This is a genomic window from Salinivibrio sp. EAGSL (genome assembly GCF_013366455.1).
In the GTDB taxonomy this organism is placed as follows: Bacteria; Pseudomonadota; Gammaproteobacteria; order Enterobacterales; family Vibrionaceae; genus Salinivibrio; species Salinivibrio costicola.
Window position 1 is genome coordinate 44484 of sequence record NZ_JABWMG010000010.1, and the last position, 15908, is coordinate 60391.

Below are 15908 nucleotides of genomic sequence, written 5' to 3' on the forward strand. Positions count from 1 at the left end.
TGGTCTTCCTGCTTACTTCACAGGTTTGATGGTCAATTCGGCATTGTCGAAACCGAGGCTCGCAAGTTCATCGGAGTCAAAGTTAGAAATCAATTCTACCCCATTCGCTTCGCCCGTCGTGGTCATTGGCGAAATAGATCGCTTGACGCGAGAGGAAGCCGTTTGGCCAATCGGCTTTGCATGGCCAAGCTCAATGGTCCCTGCATACTGGGATTCCGCATAAAAATCACCCGACACGTAGGAATAGAAAGGACGTAAGCTCTTTCCTGTTGCCCACTGCATGCTTTCTAGGCCATACTTTTCAACCGCCCAGCTCCAGTCCCACCATTTCACTTCGCCAGGAATGTAGCGGTGATGCCATTGATATGCGATATCTGCAGACGGCTCACTACTACGTCCCATCGTAAAGGTGTGGTGTACTGTAGGACGATTTTCAGGGTGCGAGTGCCATGCGTTACCGCTCCAGCGCAAGAAGCCGTCAAAAGTCACGTCATAACTAATATCGGCGCCAAAGCGATACGGATAAGAAATGCTCGACCGATAAAGCTCGACGCGAATAGGTATCTCGGAGTTCGCCGGAACAAATGGACGTGCTTGTAACGTCACCTGCTCACTGCTCGAGCCACCATTGCTATTGGCAAAGCTTTGATTCGCCTCAAATGAAATAGTGAGCTTGGTATCGCCAACCAATGGCCATTTAAATTCGTTTTCTGTTTGTACTTTTTGCGCAAAACCATAGGTGTTGGTTTTCGACCAATTAGTGGCCTCATCGACTTTGAGATCAACGACCACTTGTTGAGGCTCGTCGAGGTTGTTGCGGGCGACAGCAGAAATCGTTTTGACTAACTGTTTATCGGACTCAACCACATCACCATGCCAGAAATCACTGTCATTTAAGGTATAAGCAAAGTTATCCACTTTGATGGTGGTTTTATCACCACAGCGGTAGCCATCACACCCGCCATCATTATTGCCCCGAATCAACCATTGATCACCGGAACGCCAAACGTTCATATCTTCACCGACGTAATCACTGTGATTACCACCTACCCATGCGTAACCCAGGTAATGCGCGAGATAGCTCAGCGGTTTGACAAATTCACTGCGATTATTGACCAGTGAATATTGGACATCGAGCTCAGTCCCTTCTGGTACGCTTTGAGCGGCGTAATCCGGAATATCGCCCTTATCATTGATGGGATAACACCATGTATCTTTCGTTTGACCGTAGTGTTTGATTTCACCGTTATAGCCGCTACCCATGATCGCCTTCGAGCCCAGCGATTTGCCATTTCCCCATGCGATCGTTCAAAAAGTGGCGGTGGGTACTCGCCTCGTCTGCCGTTAAGGGCCGATAGTTGGCCCGGCATTGGTCATCGCCTAAGGTATCAAGCACAATTTGGTCAGGATAGACTCTCGCCTGTGCAACTCCCGCACTGACGAGCACTGCGATGGTGGAGAGAGTCAAGGTTGTTGTACGTGAGATTGTCGCCATTTGACGTCTTCCTTTTGTTAGGTGTTATTAGAGTCTGCCAGCTATTCGAAAGCTGACCTTTTTGACCTTTCCATAGCCAACAATAAAAACAAAATGAAAAACGATGATTTAAATTCCCCTTATAGTTCATTACTTTAGGTTAAATTCATATTTATTCTCATAAAGTAAAACGTGATATGTATTCAGAACTAAAAATCACGCAAAACATAGCAAAAAATATATATTAGAGTTAAGGCTCTATTATTTGATTAAGGGTATCTATGAGAGGGAGTCTAAATAATAAGATGTCGCAAAACACACTCGAAAAGGCTCATAAAAATAAAGCAAATACTCTATTTTTATTCCTCAGCAAGAAATTGCTCAAGTTTACTAGTGGCATGCTTGATATTGAAAGGCGAATAGCGGATAAACACACTACGGTTGGTCTTTCTTGATACAAAAACCATCGTTGCTATCTTGTGCCTGTTTTCTACATATACAAGGCAATCACATTGACTGTGGCTCAAAAACTGCTCCATCGGAAAGTCAAGCCGTGTTTCTTGAGGGTAAAAAACATAAAGGCTACCGACACGTTTCTGTATTAGCCCGCCTCGCTGAACCACATCACTCCAACGCCAGCCATTGATTTTTCCTACCACAAACACGCTGCTCGCCACACAGGCAAATAACATCAACGCCATCATGACACACTGGCGTATCGGTTTACTCGATACTGCCTTATTGTCAGCATCATGCCTCGATTCAGCAGCAGAGAGACCCGTTACCGCATTCGTCGTGACGGGGGCTACCTTAGTTTGCTCTACGGTTGTTAGTGACTCGCCGACAGTCTTGGTTTCTACCATGCCAGCGACCATGCGATAGCCTTGCTTCGGCACGGTGATCACTAAGGTCGGGTCTGCGCTAATCGTCATTAAGCTTCGTCTTAGCGCACTGATCGATTTGGCTAACGATGTTTGACCAATGTATTCATTTCCCCACGCATAACAAATCAAGGTTTGCTTACACACGGTCTCAGGCGCATGCAACAGCAGGCATTCCAGTACCAAGGCTTCTCGGAAGCCAAGTCGAGTAGATTTGTGGTCTTGATGGAGTTTCCTAGCAACGGCATCGAAGTAAATCATAGGCTTTTTCTTTTGATTATAAAAAACTCAATAATTCATTGCGATAGTAAACGTTTTAATTAGAAACAAGATCACACTTTACATAAAAGTGAGATCCAATCTATTAATAGAAAAAATAATAACCACACTAAAAACAAGCCATTGAATGGATAAAAACGATAATAAATAGCCAAAAAGTGTCTATTCTCTATACAAAACAGACAAGTAAATCAGACAAATATTTTTCAATAATGTCAAATTACTGATTAATGAGAAAATTATCATTGTGGCACTTATTGTACAATCCGCTATATAATACTGAGTGTTTACTCAAAACAAGTTGGCTACAACAATGAAAAATATATATCGCGCATTACTCATGCTGGCGGCCATATTTTCCGCTTCAGCCTTCGCCGAAATCGGCCCCTATAAGGTGGTACTGATTCACGGTTTTCAGCCTGATCAACTACAAAGCCGCCCCGATCACGATCAAGTCGTGCAAGATGGCGCTAACTATTGGCAAGATTACTGGCTGCAGTACGCCGATGCACGTATAGATTGGCCAGCCAATGAGCGTATTGAAGGAAAAATCGCCTCAGATTACCTTTGGCCTGCGCTAAAAACCCTTTCAGAGCAAGAAACCTGTTTGTCCGGCTGCCTTTTAGTCACCCACTCTACCGGCGATTTGGTTGCACGCTACCTGTTAGATAATCAAGAAAATTGGCTGATTAACGCAGGTCTTGAGCCGCTCAATATTGTAGGGACTTTCGATTTTGCCGGTGCCGGTGGTGGTGTCGAAATGGCAGACATTGCTGTCAATGTGGCACAGGGAGGCGGTTGGCTTAATCACACAATGAAAAAAGCGGTATCGCTTTGGATGGGTCAGTTACCGAACAAAGACAATATTGGCGTTCTGAACGATTTAAAAGTCGCCAACGCACGCCAATTATCGAACTGGCCTGACAACCGTGTCCCTCGTATCCGCTTTGTTGGCAATGGCTCTGACTTCTTGGGGGCGACATCTCCCTTTATTCCAGGCAGTGATGACGGTGTGGTTGCCGCGCATTCTGCATGTGGCGCTGCCGATGTCGATGCATTTGATAGCTGTTCGACCGCGATTGAGTTCGATGGCAAGTTAGATTATGTCCATAAAGGAGTGAGACGCTTTATCCCCATGCACTACCCGTTGCTAATGGGGAATAAATACAGCCACCTCACGATCTTTAAGTCAGCGCATCGAGGTAAAGTTACCGCCACCGATCCAGAGCTCAAGCTTGGCGATCAATCACGCATCTCAGTTGAAACCTTTGATAAGGATGGTTGGTTTGGCAAAAAATATCGATATGTCCGTGATTCGGACCGTGACACATTGTCAGAGATCGTGTACGCCCTACCGCAATAAGCACAACACACTGTGACAAAATCGGCAAAGCTGCTTTTTTATGGTGAGGAAGCAGCTTGTCGGATTTCTTCACTTTTCTCACTCATGATAGTTTGTTCGTTACACGTTAATTAGGGGTTGCAATGACAAGACTGATCCTGGCAGTCACTCTGATAAGTGCTATCGGCATTACCGGCTATTTGTGGCTTGATACACCAGAACCAGCGTCTATGGCGCTGGCGACCAACACGATAGTGCGTACCAACGAACAGAGTGCGTCATCATTGAGCCAAACAACAGACGAAGAGGTCACAACGTTCGCACAACAAACCCAACCCACTGAGCCAGATATTGTACCGGTTAGCATGCGAAACTCGCTTAGCTACATTGCATCGGATTATGCAGAAAAAATCCAACATCCACCTTATTCAATGCCCATCGCCTCGCCGCAAAGCCCTTATTTGCACTGGAATCGGCATATCAGTACACCCGTTCCTATACTTGATGGCACCGAGAAAGCAGCGCTCAAATTAAGTCAATACCGCTATTTTTATCCCAAGCCGATCCAAGCGTCATTGGTTGCCTCTTTACCTGTTAATCAAACCGTCTTAGAGATTATTGATGTCAGGACCAACCAGGTGATTGAGACAAAGACCGTGTCGGGAGACACATGGCAGATTGAGCCAGACGAAAGCTGGCCGATGGAGTTACGTCTCAAGGCGATCCTAGACTTTGATTCTGGGCATGATGTGCTCACTGCCGATTTTAGGCTATATCAGCCGATTGCCCAGTTAGCGCAAATAAACCCCGTCTTTGGTCGTGATGCCGATATGATTATCCCTTTACAACTTAATGTCGATAAGGGCGGAATCTATCGTTTTCGCGCCAATCTGTTCACCCAAAACGACGAACCCGTTGCGTTTCTCACCACCAAAAAACGGCTTCAGGAAGGCGATCACACTGTTGAATTAAAAGCGTTTAAGCAAACGTTACTCGGCTTCGATAAGCAGTGGCAGCTAAAAAATATCGTGATTGAACGCATGTCAGGCTCCCCCGGCGAGCGAGCACAATTTGGTATCAGTCCGAAAGACACCTATTCATTGGGCGTCTTTGACATTGACCAATTGTCGGACACACCCTATCAAATGTCCGAGCAAGAGCGTATGCAACTCGAGTTTTTACAACACGCCGCGCGTTAGCGTTGAACACGATGACGATCTGGGTGGCTTATTGAGCATTCGCCCATTCGCGTGCCGTTGCAATACAGCGACGCACCACTTGGGCAGTATTCGTGCGTTGCCAAGCCAGCACCACTTGGCTACTCAAAGGCATCTGTGCCAGCGACAGCACAGACACGTGGTCGCTCAACTGGGTGGTTAGCGAAGCGGGAACCAAGGCCACGCCAAAACCCGCTGATACCATTGCGGTTGCGGAATGGAGTTGTGGCGCAAGCGATGCAGAAGATGGCGTCAATCCTGCGCTTTTTAATGCATCAGATAACGCGTCATGGAGCCCAGGCCCGATATCACGAGGGAAGAGAATGATCGGATCATTGCCGAGCTGTGACAACGTCACGCTGTGACATGTCGCGAGAGGATGGTCAGCCGCGACAACCAGTTTAAAGGGATCATCAAATAAGGCGGTATGCGCCACATGTTCACTGGCATAACAAGGCAAACGTAAGAAAGCTAAATCCACCTCTTGTTGACGAAGTGTCTCCACTAATGATGGCATGGGCTGCTCGACCGGCTGAAAATCGATATCGGGATGATGTTCTTGTAACCCTCGCACCAGCGCTAACACTTGTTGGCTGACGACCGTCGAGCTGGCAAAACCGAGGCGTATTTGATTACGTTCCCCGCGGGCAACCTGCTTTGTGCGCTGCACGGCTTGATCTAACTGACTGAGAATTTTTACCGCATCTTGATAAAGCACCGCCCCTGCTGGTGTTAACGACACACCTCGCGGTAGGCGCTCTAATAAGGGCACACCTATCTCTTGTTCTAGCTTTTTAATTTGCTGGCTCAGTGGCGGCTGAGCAATACCCAGTTTCTCAGCCGCGCGCGTAAAGTGCTGACACTCGGCCACTGTGACGAAATACCGTAAATACCTAAACTCCATCGTCATGCCTTAATGCTGCGCATTATCAACTATTTGGATTCAATATCTTACCACGTTTTCCATGTGCCATATCTTTTAGATATCAAAACCAACGTTATTTGTATTGGTGTCTCCTTCTTCAACCTCGCATCATCAAGACTCGGTTTTAACCTAACTGACTTCGGTTTATAAGGACGCTTTATGAGCACCCAAACCTGCCACTGCGCAGAACATGTCGCCGCCGCCTATCTCAAGCATCACCAACAAACAGGAGAAGGTGAGATTTATCAAACCTCATTGATGAGTGCCTTAATTGATGGCGTGTATGAGGGCGAGACCACCATGGCCGACCTGCTCGAGCATGGCGACTTTGGCCTAGGGACCTTTAACCAATTGGACGGTGAACTCATCGCCTTTGATCAGACGATTTTTCAACTACGCGGCGATGGTTCGGCAAGGCGCGCGGATCCTGAGCAAAAAACACCATTCGCCGTTATGACCTTTTTCAAACCAGACATTACACAACAGTTTGATCATCCCATGTCGCGCCAAGAGCTACACGACGTAATCGACACACTGGTACCAAGTGACAATCTGTTCTGTGCCGTTCGAATTGATGGTGCCTTCGAGCATGTGCGTACGCGCACCGTGCCCAAGCAAACACCGCCATACAAGCCCATGCTCGAGGCCATCGGTGCCCAGCCAGAATTTCGTTTTGATCACGTTAATGGCGTAATTGCTGGTTTCCGTAGCCCGCAATATACCCAGGGCATCAATGTCGCAGGCTATCACGAGCACTTTATCACTGACACTCGCGCAGGCGGCGGCCATGTCCAAGACTACGAGTTGGCATGCGGCACCTTGCAAATCGGCCGCGTCTCCAAGTTGGTGATTGACCTCCCCACCAATGCGGAATTTTTGGGCGCGAACTTAACACCAGACAATATTCACGCCGCTATCGAACAAGCAGAAAAATAATATCACCTCCCATAGGGAGCTAACCTCACGAGGAGCCCAACATGACAACAACAACGCATTGGGACACAGGCGCACAACTGGTCGCAACCCACTTAGAACGCCAAGGCGTCGAGTATATTTTTGGTATACCTGGCGCAAAAATTGATCGCCTCTTTGATGCGATTGAAGATACCAATATCAAAATGATCCCGGTCCGCCATGAGGCGAATGGCGCTTTTATGGCCGGTGTTATTGGCCGCTTAACCGGTAAAGCGGGCGTCACCATGGCAACGTCCGGCCCGGGCTGCACGAACCTGGTGACTGGACTGGCGACTGCTAATTCTGAAGGCGATCCTGTGGTTGCTTTAGGTGGTGCGGTGAAACGTGCCGATCAACAAAAACAAACCCACCAAAGCCTAGATACCGTCAGCATTTTCAATTCGGTTACCAAATACAGTGCCGAAGTCCAAGCCGGTTCAGCGACCTCTGAAATCCTTGCCAACGCTTTTCGTGCAGCGGAAAGCGGTCGCCCGGGCGCCGCGTTTGTCAGTTTACCTATGGATATTCTTAACCAACCGGTCGACAGTGGCGTGCTCGCGCCTTCATTCCCGGCACCATTAGGGATGGCTGATACGCGCTCTATCCGCGAAGCGGCCAACAAAATCAAAGCGGCGCATAATCCGGTATTCTTACTGGGGTTACAAGCCAGCCGTCCTGAAAATGCCGCAGCTATTCGCGCCCTACTCAATCGTACCCAGCTTCCCGTCATCGGGACCTACCAAGCCGCTGGTACCGTCGACATCACCTACTATCAGCGCTTTGCGGGTCGGGTCGGCTTATTTAATAATCAACCCGGTGATCTCTTGTTAGCGAACGCTGATCTGATCGTCACCATTGGTTTTGGCCCAATTGAATATGATCCAGAGCTTTGGAACACGCATCACACCGATATTATCCATATCGATGTGGCACCAGCAGAAATTGAGCACTATTACCGCCCTAGCGTGGAGCTCGTTGGCCAGATTGAGCCCACCCTTAATGCGCTCACCGAACAACTCGACCATCAATGGCTTATGCCCGCATCAACAGTTGATTTACTTGAAGAAGTGGCCCACCAGCGCCAAGCTATTCGAGCATACAGTCGTTCACACCAAGATTTTGCCATGCATCCACTGCATTTGATTAAAGCCATGCAGGATGTGATCACTCCAGACACCACCTTGTGCTTAGACATGGGCAGCTTCCATATTTGGATTGCGCGCTATCTTAATTGCTTCCGCTCTCGGCAATTATTGGTCTCTAATGGCCAACAAACCATGGGCGTCGCCTTGCCGTGGGGAATTGGCGCGAGCTTGCTCAACCCCGACCGTAAAGTGGTGTCCGTGTCCGGAGACGGTGGATTTATGCAATCGAGTATGGAGCTAGAAACGGCAGTGCGTCTCAAGTGTAACTTGCTGCACATCATCTGGGTCGATAACGCCTATAACATGGTGGAAATGCAGGAAGTTAAAAAGTACCAGCGTTATTCAGGGGTGAAATTTGGTCCGATTGATTTTAAAGCCTATGCCGAATCCTTTGGCGCCAAGGGCTATGCGGTCACACGACAAGAAGATTTAGTCACCCAACTTAAACAAGCCATAGATACTCAAGGCCCAGCTGTTATCGCCATTCCCGTGGACTACAGCGACAACTTTAAGCTGATGGCCCCCCGAGAAGCCGGCAGCATGGATCCGGTATTTGCTTAATTCAATAGACAAAAACGGAGAACACAATGAAAGGTATTAACCAAAAAGTGGCGTTAATTACTGGCGCAGCCAACGGTATTGGTGCAGCGATTACCGACCGCCTCTATCAAGAAGGTGCAAAGGTTGCGATTGCAGACTGGAACAAGACAGCTCTAGATGACACAGCAGCAAAATACGATGCTGATCGCGTCTTGAAACTCTCTGTCGATGTGTCAGATCCAAAAGCAGTAGAAGCAATGATACAAGACGTTGTTAACCACTTCGGGCAACTTGATATACTGATAAATAACGCAGGCGTGCATACTCCTGGCTCTGTTATTGACGGCACTCTAGCCGATTGGGAAAAAGTGTCTGGTGTTGATATTGATGGCGTAGTCTTTTGCGCAAAATATGCAATGCCTGAATTGATTAAAACAAAAGGCTCTATGGTAAACACGGCCTCCGTATCGGGTTTAGGCGGTGATTGGGGCGCTGCTTTTTACTGTGCTGCAAAAGGCGCTGTCGCGAATCTAACGCGTGCCATGGCACTGGACCACGGTTTACAAGGAGTACGTGTCAATGCGGTCTGTCCAAGCTTGGTTAAAACCAACATGACCAATGGCTGGCCTGACTCAGTTCGAGAAAAGTTTAATGAGCGTATCGCTCTGGGACGCCCAGCAGAACCAGAGGAAGTTGCCTCTGCCGTGGCATTTCTAGTCAGTGACGATGCGTCGTTTATCTCTGGTGTCAATTTGCCCGTAGACGGTGGTGCAACAGCATCAGACGGCCAACCCAAAATTGTCTAATCAACCACTCATAGTAGTCAAACGCCCGTATTATCGGGCGTTTTTTTAATGGCGCGCTACGACGAACAAGCGCGAGCTGTTAAGCCAGATGAAAATCAATCACAAACAACGGGGGACGCGCTGGGTAGATTTGCAAAATCAGCGCCTTCAGCTCGGTAAGCGACATCCCCTCTTGTTCAGCATGACGGGCATTAATGTCCTCGAACGCTAGCGGAGCAACGCTGTCGATCACAATGTCACATACATAATGATCAGTTTCTAGCTGATGTACCGCGACGCGCGAACCGGGTTGATAGTGACTTTCAGATTCATCGCGAATGGTGATGGTTTTAACACCGGCGGCCACCATGGGCGTTAAGGTGGAGAAAAAGGTGATTTTGGTCGGGGCAGTCATGTTGCTTTCTTCCAAAACTGTATTGGTCTATGGTGCGATACGATTAAAAACGCCCGCGAACACTTGCACGCGAGCGTTTCATGCCTTGCGACGTTACGCCATCATCGGCACCAATACAAGGGTGCCAATAATCACGGTAATTAACCCGCAGAGGACCGGCACCGAGGTGCGCTTAACCACCTCAAACGGGCTGAGTTTTGCCATCCCAGATGTCGCCACAATCACTCCAGACACCGGCGATATGGTTCGGCCTAAGTTAGAGGCTTGCAGCATAGGGATAATCAAAAATGCCGGATTGAGGCCCATTTTCGCTGCCAAAGACGGTGCTAATTCAACAAACGCATAGAAAGGTGCATTTCCAGAGCCAGTGGCAACAGCGGCTGCGACGGTGAGTAAAGTAAGCAGCATCATCAATGCAATACCGCCTGCCCCAGCGCTTTCTGCTAAGCCGAGTAAGTTGTCAATCGCACCAATTGACATAAGGCCTTGTGCAAATACCCCTGCAGCGACTAACAGCATCACCACGCCTTTAAAGGCATCCGCCATCCCTTCATAACACGCATCCAGATCTTCTAACGTTTTGCGACCATTAAAACGTTTGGTGGCGAAGTCGACGAGCGCACCTAAAAAGATAGAGAGCACCACAATGGTGTAGATATCTAGATAGAGGCCCGGAATGGTTTCACCGTTAAATAAAAACACCCCAATGATAGGCAGAAAAGGTAAGGCGGCGTAATAACCTGGCGCGTGAGTTTCTATCTCGGAGACGTCCACACGCTCCATCGGCGTGTTTTCTTTGTTATCCAAGTATTTATTCCAAAAGTACGCCGCGGCGGCCATCACAATAATCGCACAAATAGAGACCGGCAATACGGTTTCGACCGCAAACACGTGGAGCGGTAAGCCTGCTTTTTCCGCTGCAATCACCACATCTCCCGAGGTGGGTGAAAGTATAATCGCTGCAGGAGACGCGCACACTGCAGTCGCGGCGGGACGAGAAATGCCCATCGCAGTCATCATCGGGAATAAGGTAGCCATTAAAAGCACACCTAAGCCAGTTGCAGAGCTGACCGCCAGTGACATCAAACAAGCGACAATGTAGGCTGCAACCAACAACACATAAGGCGACTTGATCACCGACAACGGCTTAGAGAACTGCTTCACCACCACGTTGTTGGCACCAATATGCGACATATAGGCCGCAAAACCACACAGCAACATGATTTGCATCCCGAGGCCGCCACCACGGTATTGCAGCATGTATTTCACATATTCCAGCGAATCAGTAAAAAGATTGCCCGTCGACGTTAATTTAGCCGGCAGAACACTGTGCCCTAATATCCCTGTGATGATCAGTAATATAATCCCTGCGGTCAGCAAAGTGCTTGCAGGACGATAACCTTTGACAATGAAATAACCCACAGCCACGGTTACAACTAGCCCAATGAGAAGTTCTAGCATAATTCACTCCGCCAGATGGTAAAGATAAAAGAATTGGATGGAATTTACTCAGCTCACTGTACTAAAACCCTGCCTGTAGCACGACAACAACCAAGCCCTGACTTGATTTAAGACAAATAAAAAGCCGCCTATCAATGAAAGGCGGCTTGGTGATCACAATTTGTAACGATTAAATCATTGCTTAGCGACCAGATCAAAACGATCAGCGTTCATCACCTTCACCCACGCTGCAACAAAATCGTGCACAAACTTGGTTTGGTTATCATCTTGCGCGTAGAACTCTGCATAGGCGCGTAAAATGGCGTTAGAGCCAAACACTAAGTCGACGCGGCTCGCCGTCCACTTCACTGCCCCCGAATTACGCTCAATGATCTCATAGCGGTTACGGCCGACAGGTTTCCACTGATACGCCATGTCCGTCAGGTTGACGAAAAAGTCATGACTCAGCTCACCGACCCGATCGGTAAATACGCCTTCCGGGGCACTACCATAGTTGGTGCCAAGCACACGCATACCGCCCAGTAGTACTGTCATTTCAGGTGCGGTGAGTCCCATCAATTGGGCGCGATCAAGCAAGAGCTCTTCGGGCTGAACGTTGTAATCTTTTTTCAGCCAATTACGGAACCCATCTGCGACCGGCTCTAGTACTTCAAATGAATCCACATCAGTGTGCTCAAGCGTGGCATCACCACGGCCCGGCGCAAACGGTACGTCGACGACCACACCAGCCGCTTTTGCCGCTTCTTCGATGCCTTGGTTGCCTGCCAGCACGATGGTATCGGCCAAACTAATCTGGTGTTTCTGAGCAATATTACTCAGCACGTTGACTACCTTCGCCAGACGCTCCGGCTCGTTCCCCTGCCAGTCTTTTTGCGGTGCTAGGCGAATCCGCGCGCCGTTCGCCCCACCCCGCTTATCGGATTGGCGATAAGTCCGTGCGCTATCCCATGCGGTGGTCACTTTCTCTGCCAACGTCAGGTCACTATTGGCAATATCTGCTTTTACCGCTGCCACGTCATAATCGGTACGTCCTGCAGGCACGGGATCTTGCCAAATCAAATCCTCACTCGGCACATCTGGGCCGATGTAACGTGACTTGGGCCCCATATCGCGGTGCGTTAATTTAAACCAGGCTTTGGCAAAGACGTCTGCCAGGTAGTCAGGGTCTTGATAAAAGCGTTCAGAGATTTTGCGATAGGCCGGGTCCATTTTGAGTGCCATATCGGCATCGGTCATGATGGGGTTACGACGAATCGAGGGGTCTTCAACATCAACAGGTTTATCTTCTTCTTTGATGTCGATAGGCTCCCACTGCCAGGCACCCGCAGGGCTTTTCTTCAATTCCCACTCATAGTTAAACAGGAGATAAAAGTAGCCGTTATCCCATTGCGTGGGATGGGTAGTCCAAGCCCCTTCAATGCCACTGGTGACCGTATCGCGACCAATGCCACGCGCTTGGTGGTTGTTCCAGCCTAAGCCTTGCTCATCAACGTCGGCCGCTTCAGGCTCAGGTCCTAATACGCTCGCATCGCCATTGCCGTGACATTTACCCACGGTATGGCCACCGGCAGTTAGCGCGACGGTTTCTTCATCGTTCATCGCCATGCGCTCAAACGTGACACGCATATCATGGGCAGTTTTGAGCGGATCTGGGTTGCCATCTACCCCTTCAGGGTTAACATAAATCAGCCCCATCATCACTGCGGCAAGTGGATTTTCGAGATCGCGTGCGCCAGAGTAACGGCTGTTCTCTGCATCACTTGGGGCCAACCATTCTTTTTCTGCGCCCCAATAAGTATCCTTCTCTGGATGCCAAATGTCTTCACGCCCAAACGCAAACCCGTAGGTTTTTAGCCCCATCGATTCATACGCCAGCGTGCCCGCGAGCAAGATCAAATCTGCCCAACTAATTTTGTTGCCGTATTTTTTCTTAATCGGCCATAGAAGGCGACGGGCCTTATCGAGGTTGGCGTTATCCGGCCATGAGTTCAAAGGTGCAAAACGCTGGTTACCTGTTGCACCGCCACCGCGACCGTCAGCAATGCGATAGCTCCCTGCCGAGTGCCATGCCATGCGGATCATCAATCCGCCGTAATGTCCCCAATCTGCAGGCCACCAAGACTGACTGTCGGTAAGTAGCGACTTAACGTCATTTTTAAGTGCGTCAATATCGAGGGTTTTTAGGGCTGACGGGTAATCAAAATCGTTATCAAACGGCGTTGATTTTGTGTCGTGCTGATGAAGAATGTCGAGGTTAAGTGCATTGGGCCACCAGGTTTTGTGTGCCATCTCTTCCGATGTTGCGCCACCATGCATCACGGGGCATTGACCGCCCGACGTTGAGCGTTGCTGAGACATTGCTTTCTCCTTATGTTTTATCCATCAGTGCGAACGCTAAAACACCTGACTAGGCCGCACTGACGCTATCATTAGTTATTGCTAACTAAACATGAGTAACGTTAATAGACAATCACACAAAGTGCTAATCTGTTATGCCAATAATGTTAATAGCCAATAACTTATGAGCTGATGAGAGACGCGCTAACTCACATTCACCATGCCCATTCGCGATTTTGAAGCACCACACGATAACCATCCAGATCTTCAAAGGTGCAGCCGTCTTTATCCCAATAACTGTTATAACTCGAAACCGGTGTAAATCCGGCCGCTTCGATTTTTTTGCACGCCGCTTGCCATGCCGAGTGATCCGGCAAATAAAAAACCAATAAATTCTCTTGTGAGGGGGCTGGTCCAACATGGGTGCCGCGGTGGTGGGTAAACTCAAGGTGATAATTGTGATGCGGATGACCGATAATGGCACCATCAAAGTCATTGTGGCCAGAGAAGGTCCCGAGCAACTCAAAACCTAATCCTTCACAATACATATTCGTAATATCGGCTAAGTTATCAGTTGGCCGCGCAACCCGCATCACGGTATGTTTATCAATCATTATGTTGGCTCCTTTGGCTTAAAACGCCCGACTACTTGGCCAGGCGTTGCAAACAGATGCGGCGCATGTTGATGATGCATGTCACCAATTTGTACATTCAGGCAAAATTTACATCCAAGCCCTCAACCGAGGTACGCCCCACCTGCATCCTTGTCCTTCGTATCCTTTTGCGTGTTAGGCGATAAAAATCTGCCCCAACACGTAACCGAACGCACAGGCGCTCACCACACCAATTAAACCAACCGCCATGAATGAATGGTTGAAGTACCATTTACCGATTTTGGTGGTGCCAGATGCATCGAAATTCACGGTCGCAATATCAGAAGGATAGTTGGGGATAAAGAAGTACCCATACACCGCCGGCATAATACCGATAAGCAGTGCAGGGTCGAGCCCTAACCCAAGACCTACCGGCAACATCATCCGTGCGGTGGCAGCTTGTGAATTAACAACTACTGACACGATAAACAAGGCCAGAGCAAAAGACCATGGATACTGAGTGACCATATCCACAATTCCAGACTTAAACTGGGGCATCGCGTATTGGAAATAAGTATCTGACATCCAGGCAATCCCAAAAATAGCAATAGCCGCTACCATCCCAGATTTAAACACCACGCCATTGGGCACATTGCGCGGATCGGTTTGTGTCGCCAGTAGGATGATGCCGCCAAAGCAGAGCATCATCATTTGAATGACGACTGACATGCTGATGGCCTTACTCTCCCCTGCCACTGTGCGAATTTCTGGCCACATCGCGATAATCACAATGGTAACGATGGCACTAATGAACAATAACACCGCATTGCGCGCGGAACGGGGTAATACCTCATCTAACGAGGTCGCGGTGGTATTTTCGATACGCTCACGCCATTTCGGGTCTTGTAAGCGCGCTTGGTAATCCGGATCGTCATCCAGCTCTTTGCCGCGGCGCAAGCTGTACAGAGACATCAGCAAGGTACCAAACAAGGTGGCGGGTACGGTGACCAACAAAATCGAGACTAACGTAATGTCATGTTGAATATCGGCAAGCTGGGCAAGGTAATACACCACCGCAGCGGAGATAGGTGACGCCGTAATCGCGATTTGAGAAGCAACCGACGCTGCGGCCATGGGGCGCTCCGGACGAATACCATTTTTCAGCGCGACATCACCGATAATCGGCATAATGGAATACACCGCGTGACCGGTACCAAGCATAAAGGTCATGGCATAGGTGACAAACGGCGCAATCAAAGTGACGCGTTTTGGATTTTTACGCAATAATCGCTCGGCCACTTGCAGCATATACTTAAGGCCACCAGCCGCTTCTAAGATAGAGGCACAGGTGACGACCGCAAGAATAATCAGCATCACGGTTACGGGCGGTGACGTTGGCGGCATCTGGAAGATAAACACTTCTATGACCAAGCCGATTCCCGAGACCACGCCCAGCCCAATGCCCCCGTATCGGGAGCCGATATACAGCATTAGCAGTAAGAACAAGAACTCTAAATACAACATACCTTCACCTCTCTACACGATTACGCAGGCTGTTTT

12 protein-coding genes and 1 pseudogene are annotated in these 15908 nt (G+C 48.9%); 5 read left to right on the top strand and 8 right to left on the bottom strand.

Annotation, left to right across the window (positions count from 1 at the left end):
- Window positions 1–12: 12 nt before the first annotated feature.
- Together HLG76_RS07960 and HLG76_RS07965 are read right to left on the bottom strand one after the other, a co-directional pair.
- Window positions 13–1495 (bottom strand): annotated as a pseudogene (locus HLG76_RS07960) (aerolysin family beta-barrel pore-forming toxin).
- 338 nt (window positions 1496–1833) lie between these two features.
- Window positions 1834–2616: a transcriptional regulator gene (locus HLG76_RS07965; protein ID WP_175993429.1), complete on the bottom strand. Its 783-nt coding sequence runs from the start codon at window positions 2614–2616 to the stop codon at window positions 1834–1836.
- A gap of 331 nt (window positions 2617–2947) precedes the next feature.
- Between HLG76_RS07965 and HLG76_RS07970 the strand changes: the two genes are divergently transcribed.
- Both HLG76_RS07970 and HLG76_RS07975 read left to right on the top strand, forming a co-directional pair.
- Window positions 2948–3997 (top strand): hypothetical protein, encoded by a 1050-nt coding sequence (locus tag HLG76_RS07970; RefSeq protein ID WP_175993430.1) that lies wholly within the window; start codon window positions 2948–2950, stop codon window positions 3995–3997.
- Window positions 3998–4119: 122 nt separating this feature from the next.
- Window positions 4120–5175 carry a hypothetical protein gene (locus HLG76_RS07975; RefSeq protein ID WP_021023960.1) on the top strand — a complete coding sequence of 352 codons (1056 nt, stop codon included), beginning with the start codon at window positions 4120–4122 and terminating at the stop codon, window positions 5173–5175.
- Window positions 5176–5203: 28 nt separating this feature from the next.
- Here the strand turns inward: HLG76_RS07975 and HLG76_RS07980 are convergent, their stop codons facing one another.
- Complete coding sequence (locus tag HLG76_RS07980; RefSeq protein ID WP_021023959.1) at window positions 5204–6097, bottom strand: LysR family transcriptional regulator; 894 nt, start codon at window positions 6095–6097, stop codon at window positions 5204–5206.
- Between the two features lie 180 nt (window positions 6098–6277).
- Between HLG76_RS07980 and budA the strand changes: the two genes are divergently transcribed.
- The 3 genes from budA to HLG76_RS07995 are packed head-to-tail and all read left to right on the top strand — an operon-like array spanning window position 6278 to window position 9563.
- Window positions 6278–7054 carry an acetolactate decarboxylase gene (gene budA / locus HLG76_RS07985; RefSeq protein ID WP_077661217.1) on the top strand — a complete coding sequence of 259 codons (777 nt, stop codon included), beginning with the start codon at window positions 6278–6280 and terminating at the stop codon, window positions 7052–7054.
- A 41-nt stretch (window positions 7055–7095) separates the two neighbouring features.
- Window positions 7096–8778, top strand: a complete 1683-nt coding sequence (alsS, locus tag HLG76_RS07990) for an acetolactate synthase AlsS (protein WP_175993431.1) — start codon at window positions 7096–7098, stop codon at window positions 8776–8778.
- Window positions 8779–8804: 26 nt separating this feature from the next.
- Entirely contained in the window at window positions 8805–9563 is a 759-nt protein-coding gene (locus tag HLG76_RS07995) for an SDR family NAD(P)-dependent oxidoreductase (protein WP_077461064.1), read from the top strand.
- A 79-nt stretch (window positions 9564–9642) separates the two neighbouring features.
- On the opposite strand, the gene yqfB is transcribed toward HLG76_RS07995, so the two are convergent.
- The 5 genes from yqfB to HLG76_RS08020 all read right to left on the bottom strand — a co-directional run bounded on the left by yqfB (window position 9643) and on the right by HLG76_RS08020 (window position 15872).
- On the bottom strand, window positions 9643–9957 hold the full coding sequence (yqfB, locus tag HLG76_RS08000) for a N(4)-acetylcytidine aminohydrolase (RefSeq protein ID WP_077461063.1): 315 nt from the start codon (window positions 9955–9957) through the stop codon (window positions 9643–9645).
- Window positions 9958–10050: 93 nt separating this feature from the next.
- Window positions 10051–11418, bottom strand: a complete 1368-nt coding sequence (gene dcuC, locus HLG76_RS08005) for an anaerobic C4-dicarboxylate transporter DcuC (protein WP_021023954.1) — start codon at window positions 11416–11418, stop codon at window positions 10051–10053.
- Between the two features lie 174 nt (window positions 11419–11592).
- Complete coding sequence (gene katG / locus HLG76_RS08010; protein ID WP_021023953.1) at window positions 11593–13776, bottom strand: catalase/peroxidase HPI; 2184 nt, start codon at window positions 13774–13776, stop codon at window positions 11593–11595.
- Window positions 13777–13970: 194 nt separating this feature from the next.
- Complete coding sequence (locus HLG76_RS08015; RefSeq protein WP_021023952.1) at window positions 13971–14369, bottom strand: VOC family protein; 399 nt, start codon at window positions 14367–14369, stop codon at window positions 13971–13973.
- A 174-nt stretch (window positions 14370–14543) separates the two neighbouring features.
- Window positions 14544–15872, bottom strand: coding sequence for an anaerobic C4-dicarboxylate transporter (locus tag HLG76_RS08020; protein WP_021023951.1), 1329 nt, complete (start codon window positions 15870–15872; stop codon window positions 14544–14546).
- Window positions 15873–15908 lie beyond the last annotated feature (36 nt).

Coding starts and splice junctions, on each gene's coding strand:
- HLG76_RS07980 (WP_021023959.1), bottom strand. CDS start 6,097: ATGGAGTTTAGGTATTTACGGTATTTCGTCACAGTGGCCGAGTGTCAG.
- dcuC (WP_021023954.1), bottom strand. CDS start 11,418: ATGCTAGAACTTCTCATTGGGCTAGTTGTAACCGTGGCTGTGGGTTAT.
- budA (WP_077661217.1), top strand. CDS start 6,278: ATGAGCACCCAAACCTGCCACTGCGCAGAACATGTCGCCGCCGCCTAT.
- HLG76_RS07970 (WP_175993430.1), top strand. CDS start 2,948: ATGAAAAATATATATCGCGCATTACTCATGCTGGCGGCCATATTTTCC.
- HLG76_RS07975 (WP_021023960.1), top strand. CDS start 4,120: ATGACAAGACTGATCCTGGCAGTCACTCTGATAAGTGCTATCGGCATT.
- HLG76_RS07965 (WP_175993429.1), bottom strand. CDS start 2,616: ATGATTTACTTCGATGCCGTTGCTAGGAAACTCCATCAAGACCACAAA.
- alsS (WP_175993431.1), top strand. CDS start 7,096: ATGACAACAACAACGCATTGGGACACAGGCGCACAACTGGTCGCAACC.
- yqfB (WP_077461063.1), bottom strand. CDS start 9,957: ATGACTGCCCCGACCAAAATCACCTTTTTCTCCACCTTAACGCCCATG.
- HLG76_RS07995 (WP_077461064.1), top strand. CDS start 8,805: ATGAAAGGTATTAACCAAAAAGTGGCGTTAATTACTGGCGCAGCCAAC.
- katG (WP_021023953.1), bottom strand. CDS start 13,776: ATGTCTCAGCAACGCTCAACGTCGGGCGGTCAATGCCCCGTGATGCAT.
- HLG76_RS08020 (WP_021023951.1), bottom strand. CDS start 15,872: ATGTTGTATTTAGAGTTCTTGTTCTTACTGCTAATGCTGTATATCGGC.
- HLG76_RS08015 (WP_021023952.1), bottom strand. CDS start 14,369: ATGATTGATAAACATACCGTGATGCGGGTTGCGCGGCCAACTGATAAC.